The sequence below is a fragment of the Halorussus salinus genome (assembly GCF_004765815.2).
Lineage (GTDB): Archaea > Halobacteriota > Halobacteria > Halobacteriales > Haladaptataceae > Halorussus > Halorussus salinus.
On record NZ_ML974127.1, the window covers coordinates 1,482,389 to 1,506,293 of the forward strand.

Annotated in this window: 22 protein-coding genes and 1 tRNA gene; 9 read left to right on the forward strand and 14 right to left on the reverse strand. The window is 55.4% G+C overall.

Annotated elements, in window-relative coordinates; genetic code table 11:
* The first annotated feature begins 57 nt into the window (after positions 1-57).
* Genes EPL00_RS07420 through EPL00_RS07430 form a run of 3 tightly spaced genes read left to right on the forward strand, consistent with a single transcriptional unit; the run spans position 58 to position 2,904 of the window.
* On the forward strand, positions 58-1,194 hold the full coding sequence (locus EPL00_RS07420) for a CRISPR-associated protein Cas4 (RefSeq protein WP_135851106.1): 1,137 nt from the start codon (positions 58-60) through the stop codon (positions 1,192-1,194).
* On the forward strand, positions 1,191-1,985 hold the full coding sequence (locus EPL00_RS07425; RefSeq protein WP_135851105.1) for a transcription initiation factor IIB family protein: 795 nt from the start codon (positions 1,191-1,193) through the stop codon (positions 1,983-1,985). Before EPL00_RS07420 ends, EPL00_RS07425 begins: the two co-directional genes overlap by 4 nt.
* Positions 1,978-2,904, forward strand: a complete 927-nt coding sequence (locus EPL00_RS07430) for a recombinase family protein (RefSeq protein WP_135851104.1) — start codon at positions 1,978-1,980, stop codon at positions 2,902-2,904. Before EPL00_RS07425 ends, EPL00_RS07430 begins: the two co-directional genes overlap by 8 nt.
* A gap of 69 nt (positions 2,905-2,973) precedes the next feature.
* Here EPL00_RS07430 and EPL00_RS07435 read toward each other — a convergent pair whose 3' ends face one another.
* The 3 genes from EPL00_RS07435 to EPL00_RS07445 are packed head-to-tail and all read right to left on the reverse strand — an operon-like array spanning position 2,974 to position 5,775.
* Positions 2,974-4,110, reverse strand: a complete 1,137-nt coding sequence (locus EPL00_RS07435; RefSeq protein WP_162224170.1) for a recombinase family protein — start codon at positions 4,108-4,110, stop codon at positions 2,974-2,976.
* On the reverse strand, positions 4,100-4,498 hold the full coding sequence (locus EPL00_RS07440; RefSeq protein ID WP_162224171.1) for a hypothetical protein: 399 nt from the start codon (positions 4,496-4,498) through the stop codon (positions 4,100-4,102). Before EPL00_RS07440 ends, EPL00_RS07435 begins: the two co-directional genes overlap by 11 nt.
* Entirely contained in the window at positions 4,495-5,775 is a 1,281-nt protein-coding gene (locus tag EPL00_RS07445) for a site-specific integrase (RefSeq protein ID WP_135851102.1), read from the reverse strand. Before EPL00_RS07445 ends, EPL00_RS07440 begins: the two co-directional genes overlap by 4 nt.
* A 598-nt stretch (positions 5,776-6,373) precedes the next feature.
* On the opposite strand from EPL00_RS07445, the gene EPL00_RS07450 reads away from it, so the two are divergent.
* The gene (locus EPL00_RS07450; RefSeq protein ID WP_135851101.1) at positions 6,374-7,645 is read left to right on the forward strand and encodes a hypothetical protein; all 1,272 of its coding nucleotides are present in this window, start codon (positions 6,374-6,376) and stop codon (positions 7,643-7,645) included.
* A 47-nt stretch (positions 7,646-7,692) separates the two neighbouring features.
* Here the strand turns inward: EPL00_RS07450 and EPL00_RS07455 are convergent, their stop codons facing one another.
* The 5 genes from EPL00_RS07455 to EPL00_RS07470 form a co-directional block, all read right to left on the reverse strand.
* On the reverse strand, positions 7,693-8,751 hold the full coding sequence (locus EPL00_RS07455; RefSeq protein WP_135851100.1) for a hypothetical protein: 1,059 nt from the start codon (positions 8,749-8,751) through the stop codon (positions 7,693-7,695).
* A gap of 106 nt (positions 8,752-8,857) precedes the next feature.
* On the reverse strand, positions 8,858-9,595 hold the full coding sequence (locus EPL00_RS07460; RefSeq protein WP_135851099.1) for a hypothetical protein: 738 nt from the start codon (positions 9,593-9,595) through the stop codon (positions 8,858-8,860).
* Between the two features lie 230 nt (positions 9,596-9,825).
* On the reverse strand, positions 9,826-10,404 hold the full coding sequence (locus EPL00_RS07465; protein ID WP_135851098.1) for a cupin domain-containing protein: 579 nt from the start codon (positions 10,402-10,404) through the stop codon (positions 9,826-9,828).
* A 503-nt stretch (positions 10,405-10,907) separates the two neighbouring features.
* Entirely contained in the window at positions 10,908-11,288 is a 381-nt protein-coding gene (locus EPL00_RS24295) for a DUF7344 domain-containing protein (protein WP_449405120.1), read from the reverse strand.
* Between the two features lie 513 nt (positions 11,289-11,801).
* On the reverse strand, positions 11,802-12,680 hold the full coding sequence (locus tag EPL00_RS07470; RefSeq protein WP_135851097.1) for a mechanosensitive ion channel family protein: 879 nt from the start codon (positions 12,678-12,680) through the stop codon (positions 11,802-11,804).
* Positions 12,681-13,293: 613 nt separating this feature from the next.
* On the opposite strand from EPL00_RS07470, the gene EPL00_RS07475 reads away from it, so the two are divergent.
* The 3 genes from EPL00_RS07475 (at position 13,294) to EPL00_RS07485 (ending at position 14,631) form a co-directional block, all read left to right on the forward strand.
* Positions 13,294-13,938: a helix-turn-helix domain-containing protein gene (locus EPL00_RS07475; protein ID WP_135851096.1), complete on the forward strand. Its 645-nt coding sequence runs from the start codon at positions 13,294-13,296 to the stop codon at positions 13,936-13,938.
* A gap of 177 nt (positions 13,939-14,115) precedes the next feature.
* Positions 14,116-14,346, forward strand: a complete 231-nt coding sequence (locus EPL00_RS24165; RefSeq protein ID WP_162224172.1) for a HalOD1 output domain-containing protein — start codon at positions 14,116-14,118, stop codon at positions 14,344-14,346.
* Between the two features lie 30 nt (positions 14,347-14,376).
* Complete coding sequence (locus EPL00_RS07485) at positions 14,377-14,631, forward strand: hypothetical protein (protein WP_135851095.1); 255 nt, start codon at positions 14,377-14,379, stop codon at positions 14,629-14,631.
* A gap of 141 nt (positions 14,632-14,772) precedes the next feature.
* Here EPL00_RS07485 and EPL00_RS07490 read toward each other — a convergent pair whose 3' ends face one another.
* The gene (locus EPL00_RS07490) at positions 14,773-15,525 is read right to left on the reverse strand and encodes an MBL fold metallo-hydrolase (RefSeq protein WP_162224173.1); all 753 of its coding nucleotides are present in this window, start codon (positions 15,523-15,525) and stop codon (positions 14,773-14,775) included.
* Between the two features lie 185 nt (positions 15,526-15,710).
* On the opposite strand from EPL00_RS07490, the gene EPL00_RS07495 reads away from it, so the two are divergent.
* Positions 15,711-17,873, forward strand: coding sequence for a PAS domain-containing protein (locus EPL00_RS07495; protein ID WP_135851093.1), 2,163 nt, complete (start codon positions 15,711-15,713; stop codon positions 17,871-17,873).
* Positions 17,874-17,952: 79 nt separating this feature from the next.
* Here the strand turns inward: EPL00_RS07495 and EPL00_RS07500 are convergent, their stop codons facing one another.
* The 4 genes from EPL00_RS07500 to EPL00_RS07515 all read right to left on the reverse strand — a co-directional run bounded on the left by EPL00_RS07500 (position 17,953) and on the right by EPL00_RS07515 (position 22,178).
* Positions 17,953-19,059, reverse strand: a complete 1,107-nt coding sequence (locus EPL00_RS07500; protein WP_135851092.1) for a tyrosine-type recombinase/integrase — start codon at positions 19,057-19,059, stop codon at positions 17,953-17,955.
* Between the two features lie 384 nt (positions 19,060-19,443).
* Positions 19,444-19,518: transfer RNA gene (locus EPL00_RS07505), tRNA-Glu, on the reverse strand.
* A 188-nt stretch (positions 19,519-19,706) separates the two neighbouring features.
* Positions 19,707-20,972 carry a helix-turn-helix transcriptional regulator gene (locus tag EPL00_RS07510; protein ID WP_135851091.1) on the reverse strand — a complete coding sequence of 422 codons (1,266 nt, stop codon included), beginning with the start codon at positions 20,970-20,972 and terminating at the stop codon, positions 19,707-19,709.
* Between the two features lie 51 nt (positions 20,973-21,023).
* On the reverse strand, positions 21,024-22,178 hold the full coding sequence (locus EPL00_RS07515; RefSeq protein WP_135851090.1) for a metal-dependent hydrolase family protein: 1,155 nt from the start codon (positions 22,176-22,178) through the stop codon (positions 21,024-21,026).
* 114 nt (positions 22,179-22,292) lie between these two features.
* On the opposite strand from EPL00_RS07515, the gene EPL00_RS07520 reads away from it, so the two are divergent.
* Positions 22,293-23,033, forward strand: a complete 741-nt coding sequence (locus EPL00_RS07520) for an SDR family oxidoreductase (protein WP_135851089.1) — start codon at positions 22,293-22,295, stop codon at positions 23,031-23,033.
* A 62-nt stretch (positions 23,034-23,095) separates the two neighbouring features.
* Here EPL00_RS07520 and EPL00_RS07525 read toward each other — a convergent pair whose 3' ends face one another.
* The gene (locus EPL00_RS07525) at positions 23,096-23,815 is read right to left on the reverse strand and encodes an archaellin/type IV pilin N-terminal domain-containing protein (RefSeq protein WP_238398145.1); all 720 of its coding nucleotides are present in this window, start codon (positions 23,813-23,815) and stop codon (positions 23,096-23,098) included.
* Positions 23,816-23,905: the final 90 nt, after the last annotated feature.

The following is a 23,905-nucleotide window of genomic DNA, read 5'->3' on the forward strand; positions in this document are numbered from 1 at the left end:
AGGGTTTTCGCCATCCTTGGGTTGAACAGACACAAAATAACCAGAGGAGCGAAGACAATGACTGAGTCGGAACCACGTGACGAAAACGGGACGAGCGACGGTAACACAGAAACTCACGACCCAGTAGCCACCTTAATTGAGAAAATCTGCACGACGGACTTCGACACGTGGTATCGAGAACGGCAGTTCGTGCAAAATATTCGAGAGGGCCAACCCTATTTCAACGGGCCAAGCCCTTGTCGCGACCCAAGATACCACACCCCGAACAAACTGAACCAGTGTCACAGAAAAATCTACTACGACCGACTCAACGCTCCTGAAGAGCAACCAGAACCGGAGGGCCTCTTCTGGTTTGGAACGAAATTCGAGGAAGAACTCGCGATGGAGTACCTCGAAGACACCGTCAAGCCTCATAGGTATGTTCGCAATTCGATTTGGCTTGACTTCACGATCGAAACCGAAACGGACAACCTGCGGTTCCGAGGCGAGACTGACCCCGTTGTTGTCGACAAAGACGGCGTACCTTACCTCCCGACGGAAGTGAAGACGACAGAAGTCGATAATCTGACTAAGCCGAAAAAACGCCATCTTGCACAGGTACACGCGTACCTCTATGGGTTGTCGCAAGAGTACGATCGAGAGTTTACGGCGGCTGTGCTCTTGTATACCCACCGGAAAACGTTTAGCTTCACCCCCTTTGAGGTTGAGTTTGATTCTGAGTTTTGGCGCAACACGGTTGTTGAGTGGGCGGAAACACAGACTCAATATCGACAGGACGAGATCCTTCCCCCAGCTGATCCCGAATTAGAATGGGAGTGCGAATACTGTGATTACAAACACCGATGTGGGGAGGGTAACACGAATTACGAAAATGGAGGGGTTCGTGGATTTTTACCGTTGTTCGCAGAGTATCCCCGCGACAAGGTAGAGGAGTACCTCGAAGTATATTCAGACGTAGGTGCGAAACTGACGCCAACGTTGGCTCACCACTATCCGGACTTAGCCAATCGGTTCGAGGTAGATGATTGGCAGTGTGAGGCCTGTGAAACTACGCAGCAGTGGGATTCCGTTGACTGGAATGGGAATGTTGACCGTCCACCCTTATGTCCACAGTGCGAAAAGGATGGGATTCCTGCACCACTCAGTGGGCCAGCACCAACGGAGTCGGCTTTTGAAAGGGAGGCGTTCCAATGACGGATTCACTGGAGTCCTTCAAAACACAGTGTCCGAACTGTGGATCAACAAACCTTGATGAAGAATGGGAGGACATTGACGCAGTGTGTTCTACTTGTGGGTTTGTTATTCATAGCTATGAAAACCCCGACAGCCACTTGACCTCACAAAATCGAGGGAATCGACAGGGTACTGGAACCGAACAGACGACACGATGGGAAGACCACCATACAGTAACTAACAGTACCGAACAACGAATCGCATCTGCATTCGAATCTCTTGAAGAAATCGGTGACGCACTGCATTTGTCGAATGATGCCCGAAAGCGAGCAGCATCAATGTTTGCGACATTGGCGAAGAAAAACTTGGTTGACGGACGATCTACGGAGGTAGTAGTCGCCACTACTCTCTATTTTGCGGCACGACAAGTTAAGCGTCCTCGACCGCTCGCACGAATTGCTGAAGAAGTTGACACGGAACCGAACAAAATCGACCGACTTTCCCGATCACTCCGTTCAGAATTGGCTTTCGAATTTAAAAGTTGTACTCCCAAAGATTACCTTCCCTACCTTTGCGAGGAGCTTGGTTACGAGGAGAGTGTCGAAGATGAGGCACGCACTCTTTGTGCCAAAGCCGAAGAATCAGGGTTGACGAACGGGAAAAGTCCAGTCGGTGTAGCCGGTGCAGTACTCTACTTGGTAGGGGATAAATCCGAAACTCAGCAAGAGATGGCAGCAACAGTGGGGGTATCAAAGGAAACGATTCGGTTACGACTCAAAGAATTTCGGGATGGAGGGTTGGTTGATGATTGAATCCCACGCAGGCCTCGGGCAAGTAACGTCGGAACAGGAGTTGAGTCGGGCAGCAATATATGTCAGGACTTCATCGGGGAATCAACAATATGGATACTCAATTGAGGAGCAAGTACGACAGTGCACAAAACGTTGTGAATTTCTTGGTTGGGACATTGTCTATATTTTCCGTGATCGAGCAGAGAGTGGAAAAGATACCGAACGACCGATGTTCCAACGAATGATGCAGGCGGCAAAAACGGGTTGCTTTGATGTCGTTGTTTTCTGGAAGCTGGATCGGTTTTCAAGGAGTCTCCTGCATGCAGTTCAGCTCGAAAAGACACTCCGGGAGTGTGGAGTCGCCCTCCATAGCGTTACTGAGCAAATTGATACCACAACTTCGGCTGGACGATTCAATTTCCGGAACATCGCGAATGCGGCTGAATTCGAACGGGAAATGATCAGTGAACGCTCTCAAATGGGGTTGAAGGCACTTGCCTCAGAGTACCGTTGGCCCAATGATCATCCTCCGTTGGGATATCGAAGAACCTCAGACGGAACATTGGAAGTTGATGACACCGAAGCGAATCTCGTCGAGGAAATATTTGAGATGTACTTAGACAGGCAATCAATGCCAGAAGTCGCGCATGAACTGAACAACAATGGATTGTCGACCAAGACTGACGGTGAGTGGACGCACAGAGCGGTTCGAGATGTACTGACGAATGATCTCTATATTGGGGTGTATGCGGTGGCGGGCGTGAAAGACTATGTCCCCGAATACAGAATTATATCAAAGAATCTTTTTAAAGAAGCCATCTCTGTCCGTCACCGGTTCAATTCAGAATCAACTTCTCAACGCCCAGAAATGGGTGCGCAAAGGAAAAGCAAAAACGTAGACGCTATTCTCGAAAAGTACAAGGATTTTGTTAATAGATGATGGTTCCCGGAGCTATCCCAAACAGCTCCAAAATTCATTGACAGGAGGGGGTGTACATAGGACTTCCAGTTATTCGTCAAGAAGCTGATCACGAATCTCTGGTGATGAGCGGAGAAGTTCGAGAAGCTTCATCGCGTCCAATTCGTCCTCTCGGGGCCAAACCCGTTGCTGTTCACATTCTTTATTCGAGCATTTATACAGATACCGATCAGTGGAATCATGCAATGACCGTGGGCCGTTTTCCACCATTAGCGATCGGCAACATGGGCAGTGGATTTCAGTAACGGGACTTGTTTCGAGAACAATAAACACCCCATACTCGTCAACAAAATCATCAACGTCTTTCGCACTGTTCTCCTGTGAGTTTTCCCTGGAGATTTTACGAATTGTCTGTTGAGCCTCCTCCCAGAGGTCTTCATCGACGAGTTGGAGATTTGGTTCGTCAATCCAGCCCTTGTGGTCATATCCGTCAACACGTTCGATGGGAATCGACGGTTGGCCTATATATATCGGGTTTTTCAAACATCTTTTCACTTCGCCTTCCGTGAGTTCTGACTCGAGATACTTCCACTTTGTACAATTAAGTAGATTCGTGGTTTTTGCGTACGATTCTGTCATGAGGAAGTGATTGTACATCGAACGGGCGAGGTTACGGGATTGTTCTTTTGGTGTGGGCCATCTAGAGGTCAGGACATACCCTATGGGTACGCTGTTGTACCAAGCATCCCAGTTCTTGTCTTCGAGGAAGGAGCGTGCCTTTGCCCGCAAGGCCTTCGACCCCTGCTTTTGAACGTCCAACTCTGCGAAAAGTGTCTGCATTGTTGTGTTTATCTTCCCAGAGAAGCTATCAAAATCTAAATCACCATCGAGAGTGATGATTTGAACATCTAGCTCAACCTCAAGTTCATGGATGAAGTACAATGTCTGAACGTGACTACGACCTAATCGGTCAATCGAATCCACAAAGAGATGGGAGATTGTACCGTTCTTTGCAAGCCGAAAGACCGTTCTGATACCACTCCGGTTGAAGTCTGTCCCAGTTTCGCCCTCATCGCGAATCGGGTCTCGGACAAGTCCGACCTCTCGTCTCTCTGCCTCTTTCTTCAATTGGTCAACCTGTGCTTCTAGGCTTCTCCCTTCCTCCGCCTGTTTGTTACTACTCACCCTCGCGTAGATGACTCCGCCAACACATTCTTCATCCATCATTCTCATCTCCACCGTTGAAAGACTCCTCGTCGCTTACGAGCCAACTCTGACCAACCCCCAACCAAGAAGGTGATATTTTTGACATTGCGGCGGTACAAGCTCCAACCAGTTGGCCCTGAACCAAATCACCAACAACCGGCTCTTTTGGTGCCTTATTTAAGTACTGGACAGGATTGTTTATGTAATGTATGAGACGGTCTGCGATGGCTGAGCGACTCCTACGCATTATATGTATGTTGGCCAACTGCGTAAGCCCCTCCAACACCCTCTCGTTCTGACATCCAACTCTACCAACCTCCAAACTACGGATAGTGGTCTGAAAACTTTGACCGCACGCCAACACACAACAACAACTACTCATCCCCTTCGATGTGATATTCCAGTTCATTGGTTCTGGAGCACCTCCATGGGAACAGAAGAATCACCAGAGAGTGGGTGACCATCCGCTGAGTTAGTCTCACTAAGTACTGTCAATTGATCAAGCGCGTCACGGTACGCTTCCACTGGGATCTCCACGTAGACGAGTGTTGCTTGCATTGACATATGCCTAAGTTGACATTTAGCATGATGGAGACCCTCAACATAGGCCAAGTATGTTCCTGTCGACCTCCGGATCGACGTCCACGTGAGCCGCCTATTGGCCTGGCCAATCCCGGCTTCTTCCAAGAGATTATCCAATAGATAATTCAACGTCTTCGAACTGTACGGATTCCCTTCACGATTCAACCACAGATGTTCGGACTCGTCATACTTGTGCAGAGACGACCGTTGTTTCTCCCAGCGATCCAATAGCCGAAGAGTTCGGCTACTCACGGGATTGTTCCAGTATTGGTCGTTCTTGACCGCCCCTTCTTTTGGAATCTGAAACTCACCCTTCGCAGGTTTGTACCACTTAAGAAGACAACGTTCTATCAATTTTGGGCGCGGGCCAAGATCGAGACTTGCGCTAATCAGCGACGGGATTTCCCAACTCCGCCTGCATTGTTCGAAGTCGTCTGGAGTGACGTCTGATTTTGGTTTCCCCAGCTTCTGAGCTAGGTAGCCCTTCTGACGCTCCCGAGCCTCAGGTGAGAGGTCACTGTACCGTCCGAGGTCGTCATATGTGAGTGCGGCTTCGTAAAGTGCTTCTCGCTCTTCTAGCGTGAAGTAGTCCGACTGTTGAAAGTCCGATTGCGAAAACGTCAGGCTCGGCTTCCACGGTTCACCACCTTTCGTCCAGGAAACCCAGAGGAAATATTTCACGACGGCTTCTTGTAGTTTCCGCTTACTACTCTCTACATACGGCTCCCCGGACTCCTTCGTTACGTTGTCGTCCTTCAGATCTTGTTCGTATTCGTCAGCGTGTTCGTGCGTAAACCGCGTCGTGTACTTACCAAGTTGTTCCCAGACTCGTCGATGGAATTGGACGGTTCGACTGAAGACGATCGGGACATTACTTGAGGCAATTCCTTCATCTTCGTCCGGATTTTTCCCCTGTTCCCTTAGCCACACCACATATCCATGGTAGTGATCCTCCAAATCGACCACTTGGCGGTGGGAATACTCTTCTCGGAAGAAATCCGGAACCAACTGGATTGAGTAAGTCGTCTCCACACTGCGTTTGTCCCCGCCATTTTGTTTACTAATGTTCGTACGCTGCGTTTCAAATTCCGATTCGTTGTTCATTCTCTTGGTAAGTACTGGTGGTTATCTTTGATTCCTCACCCTCAGGGCCAACACTGACCCGTCGCTATTTATGCTGTGAAGCACAAAACCAAGATGGAGTACCCGCTCACGGGAACTCCACCAGAAGTTGTGCGTCCCTAAGGGCGTACACGCGTACACACTGACGGAACCAAGGCCTGGAAAACCGGGTTCCGTTAGTGTTTTCCATAGCGATCGTGCGTATCAAGTCACCTCTCCCGTACCACATCAAGAGGGTTCTATATACATGTTGTTGCCGACCAGTGTTACTGGACAAAGACCTCTGCTAGTACAGTCACTACCGTTTCGCTTTACGACATTTCGGAGAACCCGTTAGACGACTCGGGGAGCGCCGCCGCAGACTACTCCGAGGGCGACTTACGCCCGGTCTGCCTGAACAACCTCGCCGACGTACATCGAACGTGGGACTCGGAGAATTCGTCCGCCACTTTGTCTCCTCGAAAGACGTCACTGAGAAGAAGCTCTGAAACTGCCAATCCTTCTATCTGTATTCGTCAGTATATAATATCGTCGCGAATGGCGAATGTTGATATGTAAAGCTGGCTCAGAATCCAAACAGATGGATTCCGCGACTGTCGACGCCGCCGTCTCCGATCTCGGAACTGTGGTCGAGGACTTTCTCGATGAACTGGCCGACCGCAACCTCTCGGCAGACCGACTCGGCGAAATCGTCGAGGGCAACGCCGAGTTCGAAGGCGCCGACCTCCGCCAGTTCCCCGAGAGGTTCGTGGAGGATCACCTGATCTGGCCGGTACTTGACGTCCTCGGGTACGCGGTCACGCCGCGACCGGACTCTCCGGGTCAGAGCCGAGAGGAATACCCGGACTTCCGCGTGGACAATCTCCCGGCCCAAGTCATCGGCGAGAACAAGTCAGTCAACGACATCGAGACTGCCAAAACCGAACTGCTCGACTATCTAGACAACACCCGCTACGAGTACGGCATCGCGACTGACGGCTTTCGATGGGGCGTCTACGAGATTGCCGAAACGGACAGGCGCAGCCTCGTGCTCGAACCCGTTGTCGAACCCCAGAGCCTGAAGCAGGTCATCCAGTACTTTGCCCGCGAGGAGCGGATGGTGCCTTACGCCGACCTGAACGGGCTCCCCGAACCGGACGGCCCGCTCGCCACCTTCTTCCAGAATCTCGGCCATCACCATGTCCGTCGGGCCACCGGCGGCCTGTCGGACTTCCACGACCTGTACGCGGAGACGTTGGTCGGTGAGGGCGATTACGACCACGACGGTATCGAGACGTCGCTTGTCGAAGCCGTTGACGCGCCAGCCGACGCGGGCGAGGCCGAGAAGACAGCGTTCGCAGCCTTGCTGCTTGATCGGCTGGCCTTCGTCCGGCTGATGCGCGACCGCGGCGTGTTGGAGATCGAACTGCACGAGGAGTGGAGTCACCACAACAAGGGTCTGAACCGGTTCCAAGGTTCGTTCTACGATACACAGCTTAAACCTCTGTTCTACGACGTGCTGTCGGAGCCAAAGGGCAAGCGCGAGGAGGACGAGTTCAGCAGTCCTCCGCATTTCGCCGGGGGTCTATTCGAACCGGTGCTTGATGACGAGGACGCGTACGACATTGAGGATTACGTGATGCAAGACGTTCTGACGGTCTTCATCGAAGGCGAGTCGCGGACGGTAATCAACGAGGGGGCTCGCGGATCACTTCTGGAGTCATATCGGGCGACCGAGGAGACGGATCTGGCCGGGCGGATGGCTGAATGGTATGCCGACTTGACGGGGGCGTACGAGTCGGAGTTGGCGTACGTGGAGAAAAACATCAGCCCGACACTTCGACGGCATTCAATCGAGGCCAGGGAAGACTGACAGAAGTCACATCCAAGTGATCCGATAAGGGTGGTTGAGACTCGCGGCTAGTAGTCATCGAAGAGCGTTCGCTGTTTCTTGTAGTCGTACGGTTCCGTGAGTGCAGCCCGAATTGCCGAATAGTCGTGTTGGGCGTGCCTGTTCTCCTCAATGGCCCGGTCGACGATCCACGCCCGGAACTCCTTGTACCGACCTCGATCGTCGATTACCTCCTTGATGTCGACTGTCTGGAGTTCCCCATATCGGGCGTAATAGATTCCCACCCGGTTGATCTCGGGGTACTTCCCCTCAAAGGACTCCTTGCCGTACGTCCTGCCATCCACATCGTGCAGGACGCGTTGCACGTCGCTCAGCACGTAGTACATCAACAGTTGCCGCCAGAAGGCATTCGTGAACGACCTATCCTCGGTCGTCTTGATGTCGACAAGTAGATCGTCCACGATGAAATCTCCCTCCCCGGGAAGGATGTGGCGGTGACCCCCGAAGGCGGGTCGCTCAAATACGGTCTCGTCGTCAGTCCACTCGTTCTCACGCAACAGTCTGAACAACGCTTCCATCTCCTCGAGGACATCTTCCTCGAAGGCCTCACGGTTGATCCACGAGTGGACGGTGTCGTTGGGCTTCCAGCCGGCATTGACGAGTGCGGCTTTTACCACACCTTCGGTGTTCATACCCGTTTTGACGTACTGGTCGGCGAGCTTCGTCAACTCCTCGTCCTCCGTCCACTTGACCGGACTTCTCCGATACCATTCTGGCTCGTTATCCATCATCTCCTCCCATTCATCTCGGCTAGAGACGCCTACATAGTCATCTTCCCACTTCCATCCGTCGAATTTCTGAACGCCAATAGGCGGTGTTTCGTCGGTTGTAAAGCGGCGCTGGGAGTCACCGAATGTGCGTCGCCAAGGGATGATGACTTCGCTGCATCGCCGATACAGTAATACCTTACAGAGAAACTCGAATGCGTCCCCGATGAGCCGGTGACCGTAGCCGTTGTTTGCAACCTCCAATTTACCCTTAGAATTGTGTCCGGGGTTGGGATACGTGGAGTCAATCTCTTGCCTGACCTCGTCGATCTTGATAAAGTTCGTTACGCCTGTCGTCATCCTCAAGCAGGTTCTATCGTTCGGTCGTTACAACACGTACGTCTCTACGGTCAGTTCATGGTCGCCGATGGACAGGAGAAAATACCGAAGAGGAGAGACAAGTTATCTACGACCGCTGGACGCGCACGTCTTCAACAACAACTTCGTCTGTTCCCTCACCGCCGTTGGCGACGCCAACATAGAGGGCGGCAGTCGTCTCCCCAGCAATGCCCTCGACGGCTCCGTCCTGCAACTCGGCGAGTGTCGCCTGTGTTTCGGCAGGGACAACGGTGAACATCGTGTCGCCGTCGATAGTCACCTCTCCACTTGCAGCGGACGCCAAGAGCCCTTCTGCATCCCCACCGAACCCCACCCACCTATCGATTCCATTTGTGGTTTCCCACTCGAAGAAATCCGCATTCCCATCCCTGTTGAGATACAGCCCGAGAAACAGGACAGAGGGGCCCGTTGTGCGCGGCGTTTGGAGTGTGCGTGACGCGACGGTCACGGTCTCAATCGTCCCGAGCTGTCCGAGATGCACGTCAAACCCAGTATTCCGATTTGGCGGCTCTGTCCCCAGATTCTCCGCGAGAATACGCACACTCCCATCCGATTGAGGCTCTGCCATCCACCGGCTGTTTCCGTTTCGTGTATCGTACGGGATCGTTGACCGCCCCCACGACTCAGGGCCCATTGGGAACCACGCGTAGTGACCGTGGCTCTCAATCTTGGCCGCGAGCCCCGTTTGCTCATCTTGCGCGACTGCATTCCCGACGGCTGTCGTGCCACCGCTGACGACCGCTCCTGTGGCGATCGCTCCCTTCCGAAGGACACTGCGGCGTGAGATAGTATTCTGCTGTGTCATGTCTGTATTCTACACCCACATTCGTATCGTTACCTGTTAGCAAATAACATATGGAGTGTTTCTATCGTCCACCCGTCGTAATAAGGGATACAGTAGATTTAGTCCCTCAATTGAAAGCCGTGGCTGATGCGTAACATTCCGTTTCCGATACAAATTGCGCCACGTTTCCGGTACGCAATTGCCAAACGACCTATGGTAAGTACACGCTCTGTATTCAGCATGTCGATCAATTAAGTAACCTTTTCAGAGGAGCGCTCTTCGCTCGTATCTGTGGCAGTTCGCGGGTACGGATAATCGGATTTCAATCCGAAAATTCGAGCAACTAGAGCGAGAACGGGAAACAGAGTGCGCTGGACGGCCCGTGGTGGCCGCTCGGGAACAACCACATCCGGATATGTCCGAGCCAAGAGTACGGTCTGAAGAAGACCGATTACACCCGATGGATCACCGACTGCGTGGACAGTGGCAAATCGAGCGGTCAGAGCCTCTCGCCACTGACCAGGTGGCGTCACTTCGCGTCTGAACTGTGCCGATTCAGCCTCGGTATATGACACGTGTGGTGTCGCTGGTAGAACAACGATCTCCTCACCGGCTTTGACCTCGTGTTTCTCTCCGTCAACTTCGACTACGAGCAGCCCCTCAAACACCTCGAACCGTTCCTCGGTAGCGGGATGGTAGTGTACCGGTGGTGGCTCAATGTCTGGCGGTTTTAGTTCGTCCCAAACTAACCGCTCATTGTTCGAAGCAGTCTCGTCGAACACAATTTGTTCATTGGTTATCGGGTTGATGATTTTGGTCGGTAGATGCATACTATCTTCTTCATCGTGCTAGACGTTAACTATTATTGCGGTTTATGAGGTACTATCGATAACGGTTTTGGGTCTTCTTTCGACAGACCCATGTGTACCGCATTTATCGTAATTGATCGGATAAAGTAGCACAATGATCTACATCCAGGTTTAGTATTTAAGACTCATCTATTGTCACGACCAGAGCCTCAAAGGGGATAGTGGAAAAGTCAGCTGAGTGTATCGGGGCCAATCGGCCTGAACATTATGTCGGTGGTGTGTTGGTGATTGACGCAACACGTATACTGGCAGTAGAATTGACTCGTCACCCCACTAGCCATGGTGGAATTGGAACGTGTTAGTTATTGAATCGAATGTAATTAAGGTTTCGGTGGCCTGTATCGAACCTTCTCCTATGACGTGTGAAGGTGGTTACAGCCACGAAAATTTTCTGACTCTAGTTAAATATTTAATAGGGGAAAGATAGATTTCTGGTCTCTTGATACGCTGGGAGTGTAGGTGGGCTAGTCCTCTCGGAAGCCTTGGACTCGGTCATGCAGTTCCTCAAGCTGTTTGTTCGGTCGATACCGAATTGTTTGGCTTCGGATGTCATACTCGATGATGCCAGCGTCCGCTAACTTCGGCAAGTGGTGGTGCTGGAGTTCGACTTGCACGTCATCGTAATTTGGTTGGCGTCCCCGTTCTTGCGACACCTGTTTGAGGATATATCTGGCCGCTTCCTCTAACTCAACAGTCTCCTCAGGTTGGTCTCGCAAGAGTATAAGAAGCTCACGCCGAGCGTGATTGGCCAAAATGTCTAGCCTCGCATCCAATGAGAGTGGGATCTCCTCAAGCGCGGGTTCCGTAGAGTTCGTCTCTGCATCTTCTTTCTTATTGCCAGACATTGTCTATCAACTATAATCTATAATATGACTCTCCCACCATATAGTGATTGTGGTGAAATCCCGACTTATGTGCAACCTACGCTTATTTTTGCCAGAATAATAGATACGAACTTTAAATCAAATAATTTAGTGCGTGTACTGTCTGAGATAGAGTATCACCCTATCCGTTGTTATCCTCTGTGTTTCCATTCTTTATTTCTCCATCCGTATGGATGAGTTGGAGCGCTTGTCGGATGTGATATTTCGTCTCAGTCTGGTCGTCAGCCTCTAATGCCTCATTCAAGCATTCTGTAATCCTTCTTCTCAGTTTATTGTCCATGGCCAATTCACGTTAACATTCAACAAAGACTTTCGGCTAGTGCGCGATCTGCATCACAAACTGTGCGATTCAGAGCGTGTATTCATCAGGCCAGGTTCTCACCACACTCCTCTTCCTCCGGTTGCGGACGTCCGTATCAGACAACACGAACGAGTTGGAAAGAAATGATTCCTCAACCGGACGGAATCTCGTAGTCAGTCGTCTGAGGTGGCTTCGATTTCACTAGCGTTTGTGACTTCGAGTCCACCGGAGAGTTCGGTGTTGGGATAGGGCATGTCAAGACCTTCGGCGTCGAATCGCTCTTTGACGGCCTCCACGAACCGGGCGCGTACCGCTCCATAACTACTGTCGTCCGGATCGATCCAGAGACGCCCCGACAGCACGACCGCCGAGTCACCCAACTCCGTGACGGGGGCCGATGGTTCGGGGTCGTCGAGAACGCCCTCGATGCGCGCCGCTTCGTCGACGATGGCTTCCCGTGCCCGCTCGATGTCGTCATCGTACCCGATACCGAAATCATAGGCCACTCGACGTTCATCGTTGGCCACGTTGTTCAGGACTGCCGCACTAGCGAGGTCGCTGTTGGGCACCGTCACCAGTTCGTTGTCGAACGTGTCTAACTTCGTCGTTCGAAGATTCACTTCCCGAACTACACCGCTGTTCCCACTCCATTCGATCCAATCGCCAGTAGTGAATGGTTCGTCTTGAATGATGAAGATGCCCGCGACGAAGTTGGAGAGAAGATCTTGGGCGGCAAAGCCGACGGCGAGTGCGAGTGCCCCGGCCAAGGTGGCGAACGCGGCGAGGACGACCCCGAAGCCTGCGACCGTTGCGGCTAGCGCAACCGCCACGACCGCAGTAACCGCGGCAGTAGTGGTTACAGCAAGGTTGATGAGTAGTTCGTCAAAATTGCGGTGTTCGAGGCTTCGTCGTACGGCTCGGGTCATGAAGTATTTCCCGAGCCAGTATATGATGGCAAAGACGACAATAAATAACACGACGGTCGTGATCGCGCTGACAATCGCTGGTTGGTACTGTTGGGGATCGAGTGGCAATCCTTGTAGTGGTATCATAGCCTCGTGAACTACCACGGTTAATCATGAAAAGCATTGGGTCTTCTGGGATATGCGTATTCTACTTCGTCTTTTGGCCTCCGTGACGTGGTTGTGCCACGGTTTCACTAGATGGGGGAGAATACTATGGGCGCTCAGGACAGGTCTGTAAGTGTTCGGGGAATAGGGACTTCTGTACCGTGGTTCCACAAAACGGACACGTGGTGTCGGTGTTAGTGTTGTAGCCTGTTGATTCCTGTTGGGCGCATCGCCGACAGAGACGTAACTCAAGCGATTGCGCCAGTTCACGCGAGATACGGTTGTATTCCTGGGTAGGGTCACAGTATGGTCGAGTGTCTCCAGACTCGCACGGTTGGTGATAGCACCCTGCCGGTGGTGGGGGAAGGGAAGCCACGAGAATGTCGTCGTCCGCCATACTCGTCTTATCGGGTGTCTGCAAGAATAAGTGAAATAGTTTGGCATCGACCCTCAATTTATCTCCGTTAGTGAGTATTATTCATTAGTATAGATATGAATTTAACCGGGCGGTAATCGATGTATCTCATGAGAGGCGACCGGATCGAGTGCCTATTTTGGGCGATGCAGTTATGTTCTGAGAGAACTTGTAGACTCTATGTCTACGATTGCGACGTTTACTGTGCCTGCGGACGCCTTCCCACTTGGACACATCTTTGAGTCCTTTCCCGAGATTACGATCGAGATCGAACAAGTCGTCCCGACAAAGAACGCGATTCTCCCCTATTTTTGGGTGCGGGAGGAACCCGTTGGAAACGTTCAACAGGCCCTCGAAGCAGAAGGGGTACTCAAGTCGTACACGCTTGTCGACGACCTTGGCGACCAAGGCTTGTTCCGTGCCGAGTGGAACCCAGATGCTGAAGGTATCCTCACCGGGATTACCAATGCGCAATTGACGGTGCTCTCCGCGACCGGCACCGAAGACGAATGGGAGTTCAAGTTTCGGGCCGAAGATTCCGACCGAATCGCGGAGTTTCAACGATATTGTGCTGACCAAGGCATTGACATTACGATCGGACGCATCCATTCGGTCGGAGCGCGAACCGGCGAAGGAGCGTACGGTCTTACGCCGGAACAGCGAGAAGCCGTGTTACTAGCCTACCGAAGTGGCTACTATGAGGCGCCGCCAGAAACAAACCTAGGTGAACTTGCGGAGGAACTCGGAATAACTCACCAGTCGTTCTCTGACCGACTCCGACGAGGGACAAATAGCCTCATCGGGGAAACACTTGATGTAACGTGATTTATCCGCCCCCATTTTAAATGGGCTGAATATACTGCCTTGAGGCTCAACAGAATCAAGGGCTTACAGTAGAATAGGAGCCCAATAGTGACACGCCCTACCGAAACTGCTTCAACTGCGTCGCACACTACCGAGAAAACAGACGGAACGACGTACTCTGTTCAGGAAGATGAATCAGTGACCGAAGCTGTCGTCCGAGCAGTCAATACTGAAAAAGGATCTCATCTAACGGACATTGAACCACTCTATTCGGTCGTCGAAACTGATGCGCTCAATACACTGTTTTCATCACAGGTGAGCGGCGACCAACGGATGGGGAACGGAATGGTCACATTCACGTACAGCGGGTGTGACATCCGAGTCACGCATGATGGGGAGGTACTTGTGAAAGGGAGTGGTGCGGAGTAAATGTATCAGCTTGATTGTGACCATTGCGACATGATGGTCGAAGGAGAAGCCGTGGAGCAGGTGAAAGGAAATGCAAAGACGCATCTTAAAGAGAATCACACCCAAGACGTGATAACTGATCTCAAAGACCAGTACACACAGGTTTCATGCCAAGACGAGTGTGGATACACTGTCCCGATCGGTGTTGAGAGTGTCGCAGGGGTGGAGTGCCCAGAGTGTGGTCACGATAACTTTGCATCACTCTTGGAGCGATATGTCTTCTGGAGAATAACAGAAAGTAAGTGAAGGCGAATACAGAGAGTGAATGTATCACTTCCACTATTGACCTACCTCATGGCTAGTAGAAACTGCGTGCTGAATAGAGGGAGCGAGTCCCCCACTACGAGAGGCGAATAGGTTTGACATTGGAGCAATTGAGATTCGGTGTTAGCCTGTGAGGGCAAGTGCCGTGTCAATGTCTCCGCACCAAGGGTTACCGTGTCCGGGCAGAAGCGTCACCGACCCCAGTCCTTCGAGGTGAGCGAGCGACGCGTTGGCCTCATCGTGATCTTCGTCGGCTGCACCCAGCAGTTGCGGGTCGCCCTCCCGTTGGGTGAAGATATTCCGCGTGGCGAGGACATCGCCACAGAAGAGAACATCGCGGTCTTCGACGAACAACGCACACGACCCGGGGGTGTGACCGGGCGCGAAGATCACACGCGGTTCACCCGGCACGGGGAGAACATCCGCGTCGGTGAGCGGTTTAGCATCGGCAATGGGCTCAACAGACCCGACACCGTCGCGGATCATCTCAAGCGCGTAGGCGAAGAATCGTGGCCGCCAAAGGTTCCGCAGGAACCATCTGGGAGGTCTCTGTGGGTGGTTGCGCAGCAGAGGCAAGTCGTCCGGATGACAGTAAACGGGAACTCCTCGATCGGCCAAGATTCTGGTGAAGCCGACGTGGTCTACGTCCGCATGGGTTAGCACGACCGCAGCAACGTCGTTGAATTCGTAGCCATTCTCGTCGAGCCAGTTGTCGAGCTGCGGCCAATGGGCAGGAAGACCCGCGTCAATGATTGTCAATCCCTCGTCCGCTTCGAGAATGTACCAGTTAATCCGGCGCGTGCCGAATCGGTAGACACTCTCGGCCACATGGCGATTCGTGCCGTCGGCCTTGTCACCGGTCAGGGGGACGCCCATAGTATCCTTACGACACATAGCATATAGTAACTCTCTCTATTCAATGTGCCTCAACAGTTTGCTATGTACAGAGCGTGAATTGAGCACTCAAAAGAGAACTACCGTCATTACCCTATTTCAACTACCAGCCCCGCTCGTTCTATCAACGGAGACTTTTTGTTGGCATCCGTCTATGGAATACTATCATGGGTTCTGACCGGGTGACGGACACCGAGACGCTCACTGCGGTCAAGAGTACAGGGGCAGTCCATGACCCCGTCACGGCCAGCGAAATCGCTGACGCACTCGGCTGTACTCGGCACACCGCCTACGACAAACTCGAGAAACTTCACGATCAGGCCGCACTACGCACGAAGAAGGTCGGCGCCCGGGCGCGTGTCTGGTGGTACCCGGCTGACTCTTCACCTGGACATCCCGACCCCACCAACGGTGAGGAGTCTGAACACCTCTATCGTACCCTCGCCGCGCAGTTCCCGAACGGAGCCGTCGCCGTCTACGACCACAATCTCCAATACGAACTCGTCGAAGGGGCCGTGGTGGGTACCACGTTGCCCAGTCGCGAGCAACTCGAAGGCCAGACGTTCGCGGAGATCTTCGCCGACGATCTCGGTGATGGTTTCAATTCATTACTACGGACGGCTATTGAAGACGGGGCGACGAAGACCAGCGAGGTCACGTTCGGCGGGCGCGACTGGCGGGTATGGGTGACACCACTTTGCGACAGCGACGGTGAGATTGTTGCCGGTCTAAGCGTTTTCCAGGATGTCACCGAACACAAACGACTGCAAGCTGAAACCACTGAATCGACTTTCCGCCAACTGTTCGAGAACGTACCCGGAGCGTATCTCATTCTGAAGCCGGATGACTACGAGATCGTCGCGGTGACTGATGCCTACTTGGAGGCGACGATGACCGAGCGGACGGAGATTTTGGGCGAATCCCTCTTCGACGTGTTCCCCGACGATCCCCAAACGGATGCCGAGGGTGTCCACGCGTTACAGGCATCGCTCAAACGAGTGACAGCCGAACGGCAGGAGGACGTGATGCCGGTAACCCACTCCCCGATTCCCCTCCCTGAGTCCGAAGGAGGGGGATTCGAAGACCGCTGGTGGAGTCCGATCAACACGCCCATTCTCAATGCAGACGGCACTATCGAGTACATCGTCCATCGCGTCAAGGACGTGACGCCAATCATCCGACAACTACATATCGACGGTGCGGAGGAGCCGCTCCAACGGTTCGACTACGGCGAGTTACAACTTACGGCAGATATCCTTCAGCGTGGACAGGAACTCCAACAGGCCAAAGAGGAAGCCTACGACCGAGTGCGTGAAAGCGAGCGGAAGTACCGGACGTTATTCGAATCCATCAACGAGGGCTTTTGCATCATCGAGATGCTGTTCGACCAGGACGGTGACCCCGTGGATTATCGCTTTCTGGAGACGAATCCGGCATTCGAGGAACAGACTGGACTGACAGACGCAGAGGGCGAACGGATGCGCGACCTGCGACCGGATCACGAGCAATACTGGTTCGACCGCTACGGGGACGTCGCCAAGACAGGTGAACCAGTCAGCTTCGAAGCAGAGGCAGAAGCATTAGATCGGTGGTATAGTGTGTACGCCTTTCCGTTTGGAGAGCCCAAAAGCCAGCAAGTCGCGACCCTGTTCGACGATATTACCGACCGAAAGGAACACGAACAGCGGCTTGAACGCCAGAACGAGCGATTCGAAAACTTTGCTAGCATGCTCGCGCACGAACTCCGGAATCCGGTGACGATCGGCCAACTCTACAGTCAGCAACTGCCAACGGAGGCCGCCCCACAAGCGGTTGACTACGTGACGGAAGCATTCGACCGCCTCGAAGATATCATCGACGTGATGTTGGTGTTAATGCGAGGGCGCGAGACGGCCGGTGAGACGAGTTCAGTCGAACTGGCAGAAACGGCACAGGCGGCGTGGAGAGATGTGGATGCGCCGGAGGCTACACTTGAGCTGACAAGTGACTGGACTATTCAGGCAAATGAGACGTACCTGCGGCATCTGTTCCGGAATCTGTTCGAGAATGCCGTCGAACACGGTGGCAGGGATGTAACGATTACCGTCAGTGATCTCCCGACGGGATTTTACGTGGCGGACGACGGAGTTGGGATACCGCCCGACAAGCGGGACACGGTGTTCGAGCAAGGTTATACCTCGGCAGCTGAACAAGGGGGACATGGATTAGGGCTGGCGTTCGTCAACGAATTAGCCACCGTCTATGAGTGGACGTGTACGGTGACAGAGAGTGCGAACGGTGGTGCCCGGTTTGAGTTCCGGTACGTCGACCAAGACCCACACCAAGACTGAGCAATTTGCACCACGTATTGCTCATGTCAGCTACTGTCCAGAGAGAAGGGTTTCAACAGAGTCGCTTCAACCGAATTTGTTACCCCATCCGGTCTAGTGCGTCGCGACGATCTTCGACAGGTGCTTGGTCGTACTTCATCGTCGTCATTTCGCTCTTGTGTCGGAGTTGGCTTTGAGCGGCAGCCAACCCCTCCTCTCGAGTCATGTATGTCCCTACCGAATGCCTGATAGCGTACCAACTTAGCTTGCGGTTCGACGTATCGATGTCCGCAACATCGCAGAGACGGTCAAGCAGGTAACTAAGCGAATGCGAACTGTACGGGTTCTGCTCGCGCGTCAGCCAGAGCTGATCCGTCTCTTCGTAGTCGGTATACGCTTGACGTTCTTCGACCCACCGCGATAGCATCTGGGACGTACGGGATTGCAGACTCACGACCCAGTTTTCCCGATTTTTCGAGCTCTCTTCCTTGGGGACACGCAAAACGTCGTTTGCTGCATCAACCCACTGCACTCGGGCCCGCGCAACCTCAATTGGTCGAAGGCCAGCATCCAGACTCGTGGCCACAAGAGATGGAATCTTCCACCCGTTCGCGCGATCCCAGTCTTCTGGCGTCACATCCTCCTTCGGCTTCTCGAACCGTTGAGCAAGGTGAGCACGCCATCGGTCACGCTCCTCAGGGGAGAGGTCATTGTAGCTGGGAATACTTCCGTACTCGAGGGCCGCTTCGCGGAGCTTGCGACGTTCTGCGAGCGTCAAATAGTCCCGCGGCTGGCTCGCCCCGTTCGCTGTCGAAAAGGTAATCGAAGGCTCCCACGGATTCATCCCGTGTTCATGCTCTCGCCACTTGAATAGCATCTTCACCGCTTTCTGGTGATTAGCCTTATCGACATTACTGGTATCGCGATACGCCACGTATTTCATGTACTCGTCGGCGTGGTTGTGCGTGACATCCGCGACATACCCACTCTCTTGCTTCCACACCCATCGGTAGAACATGTCCATCCGACTCGCTCGCGCACGCACCGTTTCAAACGCGTATCCCTCGGCTTGATCTGGTTTCTTCCCGAAGTGCAGTAACCACTGTAGACAGTCCGTCCGTTGGGACTCGTAGTCCACTCGTTGGCGCTCATTCAATTGTTCTTGCGACGGTTGTGTGACCAACGTTATCTCTTCCAACTCACTCATAGGTGCACCCCGACTGTAGATCTGCCCCCCGGCGAGACCAACCACCCAACAACCAACAATCGCCAACCAAACAATCGGCCTGGTACAGCAACTCAACTCTTGACGCCCTATGTTGCAAACTGTTACTGGATGTCCTATCTAGATTCTTGATCTGATCGACCCTTTCCGAATATCCAAGTGCATGTATGCACTGCCCTCTTCGAGGCCATTGCTGGACGGAACGCGAGGGGGTGTTGAATCCGGCGAGTCGACGTGCCGGACAACGAGCGTAGATCGCCAGACTGCGGGCTAATCGGATGTTCCGAGTTTCGTGATTGCCCTGTGGTGGCATGGTGATTCTCCTGTGCCACAGCTCAAAACCGGGAGACGGCGTAAGGATGGGAGTGCTCCGTTAGGGATTTGAACCCTAGTCCTTGCCGTGAGAGGGCAAGATGATTGGCCGGACTACACCAACGGAGCGTCCCTCGCGTCTGCACTCTTTCGTAGTGGCACGGACTGTTTAACAGTTGCGCTTTCACGGCGCTGTGCCCCGGTTCCCCATATCAGCGAAACTATTGGAAACAGTTCACGCGAGCGAAACCTCGGGTTTCTACGCGTCTCATTTCGAACACTCCGGAGTATCGGCCAGCAAAAACGAACGTGAACGATTACTCGCCTTCGAGCGGCGAGCCAGCGGCGTCGGGTTCGTGACCTTCGAGGCTGATGATGTTCTCGCGGCCGACGCGAAGTTTGCTGATGTCGCCCTCCTCTTCCATCTCCGAGAGGAGCATGCTGACTTTCGACTTCGACCACCCGGTCTCCTCGACGATGTTGACTTGCTTCATCCGGCCGCCGTTGTCGTCCAGCAGTTTCTTGACGCGGGCCTCGTCGGTGAGCAACTCCTCGTCGCTGACCGACGGTTCGGAGGTCGTCGTGCCGCCGTTGCCCGCCGCGGCCGAACCCCCGCCGCCGTCGCCGCCGTCGGGCGCGTCGGTACTCCCGGCGAACGACCCGAAGTCGCCCTGCCGGTAGGCGAACGCGGCCGCGAGACCGAGGAGAACGACGACGGCTCCGATGAACATCATCAACAGCGACCAGTTCCCGCCGTCAGACGGCGGTTGTCCGGCCGGGTTCGTCGTGACCGTCGCGTTCTCGCCGCCGGAGTTGGTGGTCTCGTCGGTCGTCGTGGTCGTCGTCCCCTTCATCGGCTCGAACTTGACGCGGGGACGCTGGTCGATGAAGTCGCGCTCGCCCTGCCACGTCACCGACTCGCTACTGGCCAGCGAATCGCCAGAGGGTTGGGCGGAGGCGGCGGGCTGTGCCGACTCGAACTGGAGTCCGGTCCCGGTGTGGACGACCAGCGACTGGTTCGGGCCGATGTAGAGGCCGCCCTCGAACACGTCGCCGATGACGACCGTCTCGCCCTCGGCAGTCGCGAAGCTCGTCCACTGGAACGACATCTTGACGATGCCGCGGTTCTCGTTGACGAGGCCGCCGACGTAGGCTTCCTTCTTGAAGTGTTGAGCCTTCATCGCGCGGCCGGTCGCGTTCTGTCCGGCGCTGGCCAGTTGCCGGGCCTGCCCTTTGAAGTTCTCGTACAGTTGCGTGGAGTTGTTGTCGAACTCGCTGGCGAACCGCTCGAACTGCTGGCGTTCGGTCTCGTTGTTCAGCGTGCGCTGATAGGTGAACGTCCACTCGGCGGTCCCGTTCTCGTGGACCGTGATGTGGAACTCCACGGTGTCGAAGTTGTCCGCGACGCCGAGCGTCTCGGGCGTTCGCGAGAGTTCCGTCGAAGGGCCGTCTCGGACCTCCGTGGAGGACATCGTCGAGACCGGCGTCGCGTCACGCGCAGGGAGGACGCCCAGTACCGGCGCTACGGGCACCGTCCCGACGAGTAGCACGACTACGAGGCCGACAGCCAGCAGCCGTCTCATGTACTGTAATCCTCCATTGCCCGGTATAAAAGACCTTTTGACGTAGCCTTGTCACCGGACAGTGGTTCCACGACACACGACACGCGTTGGCGATTGCCACGCCGCTACCTCGTCCAGCGGATTCTCGTCCAGCACCACGAGGTCCGCGCGAGCGCCCTCCGCGACCGTCCCTACGTCGTCCAGTCCCAGCAAGTCGGCGGCGTTGACCGTTGCGGCCTCCAGCGCCTGTGTCTCCGTGAGACCGTGTTCGACCATCAGTTCCAGTTCTTCGGGGATGTCGGCGAAGAAGTTGAACGGCGTCCCGGCGTCGGTCCCCATCGCGATGGGGACGCCAGCGTCGAGGGCGTACTCGAAGGCGTCGGCCCATGCCTCCTTGGCCTCCTCGGCCTTCTCGACGGCGAACTCGGGGATTCCGGCCTCGGTCCCGGCCTCCACGATGCCGTAGAGCGCCTTCGCGGTCGGCACCCAGTAGGTGCCCCGGTCGGCCATCAGTTCGGCCGCCTCGCGGTCCATGAACGTGCCGTGTTCGACGCTGGAGATGCCCGCCCGGACCGCGTTCTTGATGCCCGCGGTGCCGTGAGCGTGGGCCGCGGTCGGTACGCGCTTTGCGCTGGCGGACTCCACGATAGTTTCGAGTTCCTCCTCGTCCAGTTCCGGCATCCCCGTCAGCGCGCCCTCGGTGAGGACGCCGCCGGTCGCCATGCACTTCACCACGTCGGCGTCCCGCTTGAGTTGCTCGCGGACCGCCTTCTTGACCTCGGGCACGCCGTCGGCCTCCCGGCCGAACCAGTGGCCGTGCCCGCCGGTCATCACGACGCTCTGGCCGCAGGCGCAGACCTGTGGGCCGTCGAGGACGCCCTCCTCGATGGCGTCTCTGGCGTCGAGCGCGAGCGTGCCCGCCGACCCGAGGTCCCGGACCGTCGTGACGCCCGCGTCGAGCGCGTCCCGGAGGTTGGCCGTCGTCCGGTAGGCCAGCGTCGCGTCGCTGTCGCCGTCGATCTCGCTCGGGTCGGGCCGCCCGTCCATCATCACGTGGACGTGGGCGTCCACGAGTCCCGGCGCGACGAACTGTCCGCTCGCGTCGATTTCGTCGTCGGGGTCGTCGGGCACGTCGCCGACCGCGGCGATTCGTCCATCTTCGACCGCTACGTCGGCCTCTCGGGTCCCGTCCGCGTCCACGACCGTCCCGCCTCGAAGTACGAACATATCTCCTCGTTAGCACGCACCATCCTAAGTTTCGTGGTTGCGGCACCGCTGTCCCGCGGAACGGAGAACCCTTCCACCGAAAGAGCCAATCTCCTCGTCGTCCCACTGCACGGTATGGCAGACGACCCACTCGACGGGAAGGCGGCGTTGGTCACGGGTGCCAGTTCCGGCATCGGCGAGGCGACGGCCCACGCGCTCGCCCGTGACGGCGCTCGCGTCGCGCTCGCGGCCCGCCGCCAGAAGGTGCTGAACGACATCGTGAAGAAGATAGAGAGCGAGTGGGACGCCGAGACGCTCGTCGTCCAGACCAACGTCCGCAACGAGGACTCCGTCGAGGAGATGGTCGAGACGACCGTCGCCGAGTTCGGCGGTCTCGACGTGTTGGTCAACAACGCGGGGATGGCCTGCGGGGAGTCGGTCGAGTCGCTGGGCACCGACGAGTACCGCCGGATGATGGAGACCAACGTGGACGGCGTGTTCTACGCGACGCGGGCCGCGATTCCGCACCTGACGGAGACGGCGGGCAACCTCGTCTTCGTCGGGAGCTTCGCCGGGCAGTACCCCCGGCCGTTTAACCCCATCTACGCCGCGAGCAAGTGGTGGGTCCGCGGATTCGCCCACAGCATCGAGGGGAACGTCGGCGAGGAGGGCGTCGCCGTCACCGTGGTCAACCCCTCGGAGGTCCGGACCGAGTTCGGGTCGGCCTACGGCGAGTCGTTCGCCGAGCGGTTCGGGGAAGGCGAAGTCACCGAACCCGAGGAGGTCGCCGACGCCATCGCGTTCGCGGCCAAACAGGAACACTCGACCGTGAGCGAACTCGACATCTACCGGCGCGACAAGTTCAGCGGATTCTGAGCGGGCGCAAACCGGGAGACAGCGAACGCCGGAGGAACGAACGCCGGAGAAACGAACGCCGGTCAGAGCGAGACGAACTCGCTCCCGGCCAGCGACGAGGGCACCGTGAGTCGGTAGACGGTCGTCGCGCCCGAAGGCGTCGTGAGTTTGAGTCGGACCTCCTCGCCGTTCGAGAGTGGTTCGGAGTACGGCGGCGTCACCGCGTCGCGGGACTGGGCTTCGATGAGACCGGCGTTGAGATAGATTTTGATGCGCTGGCCCTGTCCGCCGAGGACGGCGTGGTCGTCAGCGTCGAGCGCGTAGGTGTTGAACGTCTCGTGGGGATTGCTGTCGCCGCTCGGACCGCCGCCTCTGGTACCGCCGTCGTCCGGTTGCAGGCCGAACGTCCCAGCGTTCTCCTCGTCTTCGACGCCGGGCGCGTGGGCGACTTCGTCACCGTGAACGAGCGTCGTCGCGGTCTCCGGGCCGACCCACGAGAGGGTCGCTTCCGAGAGGTTCACCGTGCCCGACCCCGGCGACAACTTCACCGTCAACTCGACGGTATCGACGCTCTCGTTGGGCATGATGTCCTGCGTGGCCTTCGGCGCGGAGTTGTACACGTCGTCCGTGACGTGGCCGTACGAACTGACGACCATGAGCCGATTCGAGACCCGGTTCGTGGAGTCGAAGCTCGTCTCCTCGGCCTTCTCGGCCAGCATTCCGGAGGTGTTGAGAAGAACGGCCGCGGCCATCGCCGCCACCAACACCATCGCGATGAACACGATGAGCGTCCCGATACCCACCTGTCCGCGCTCGTGTTCTCGCCACCGAGATGGTAGTATTTCAATTCCGATAATAATCCCTCAGTCGAGAATAGAGTCCGACACGTACTT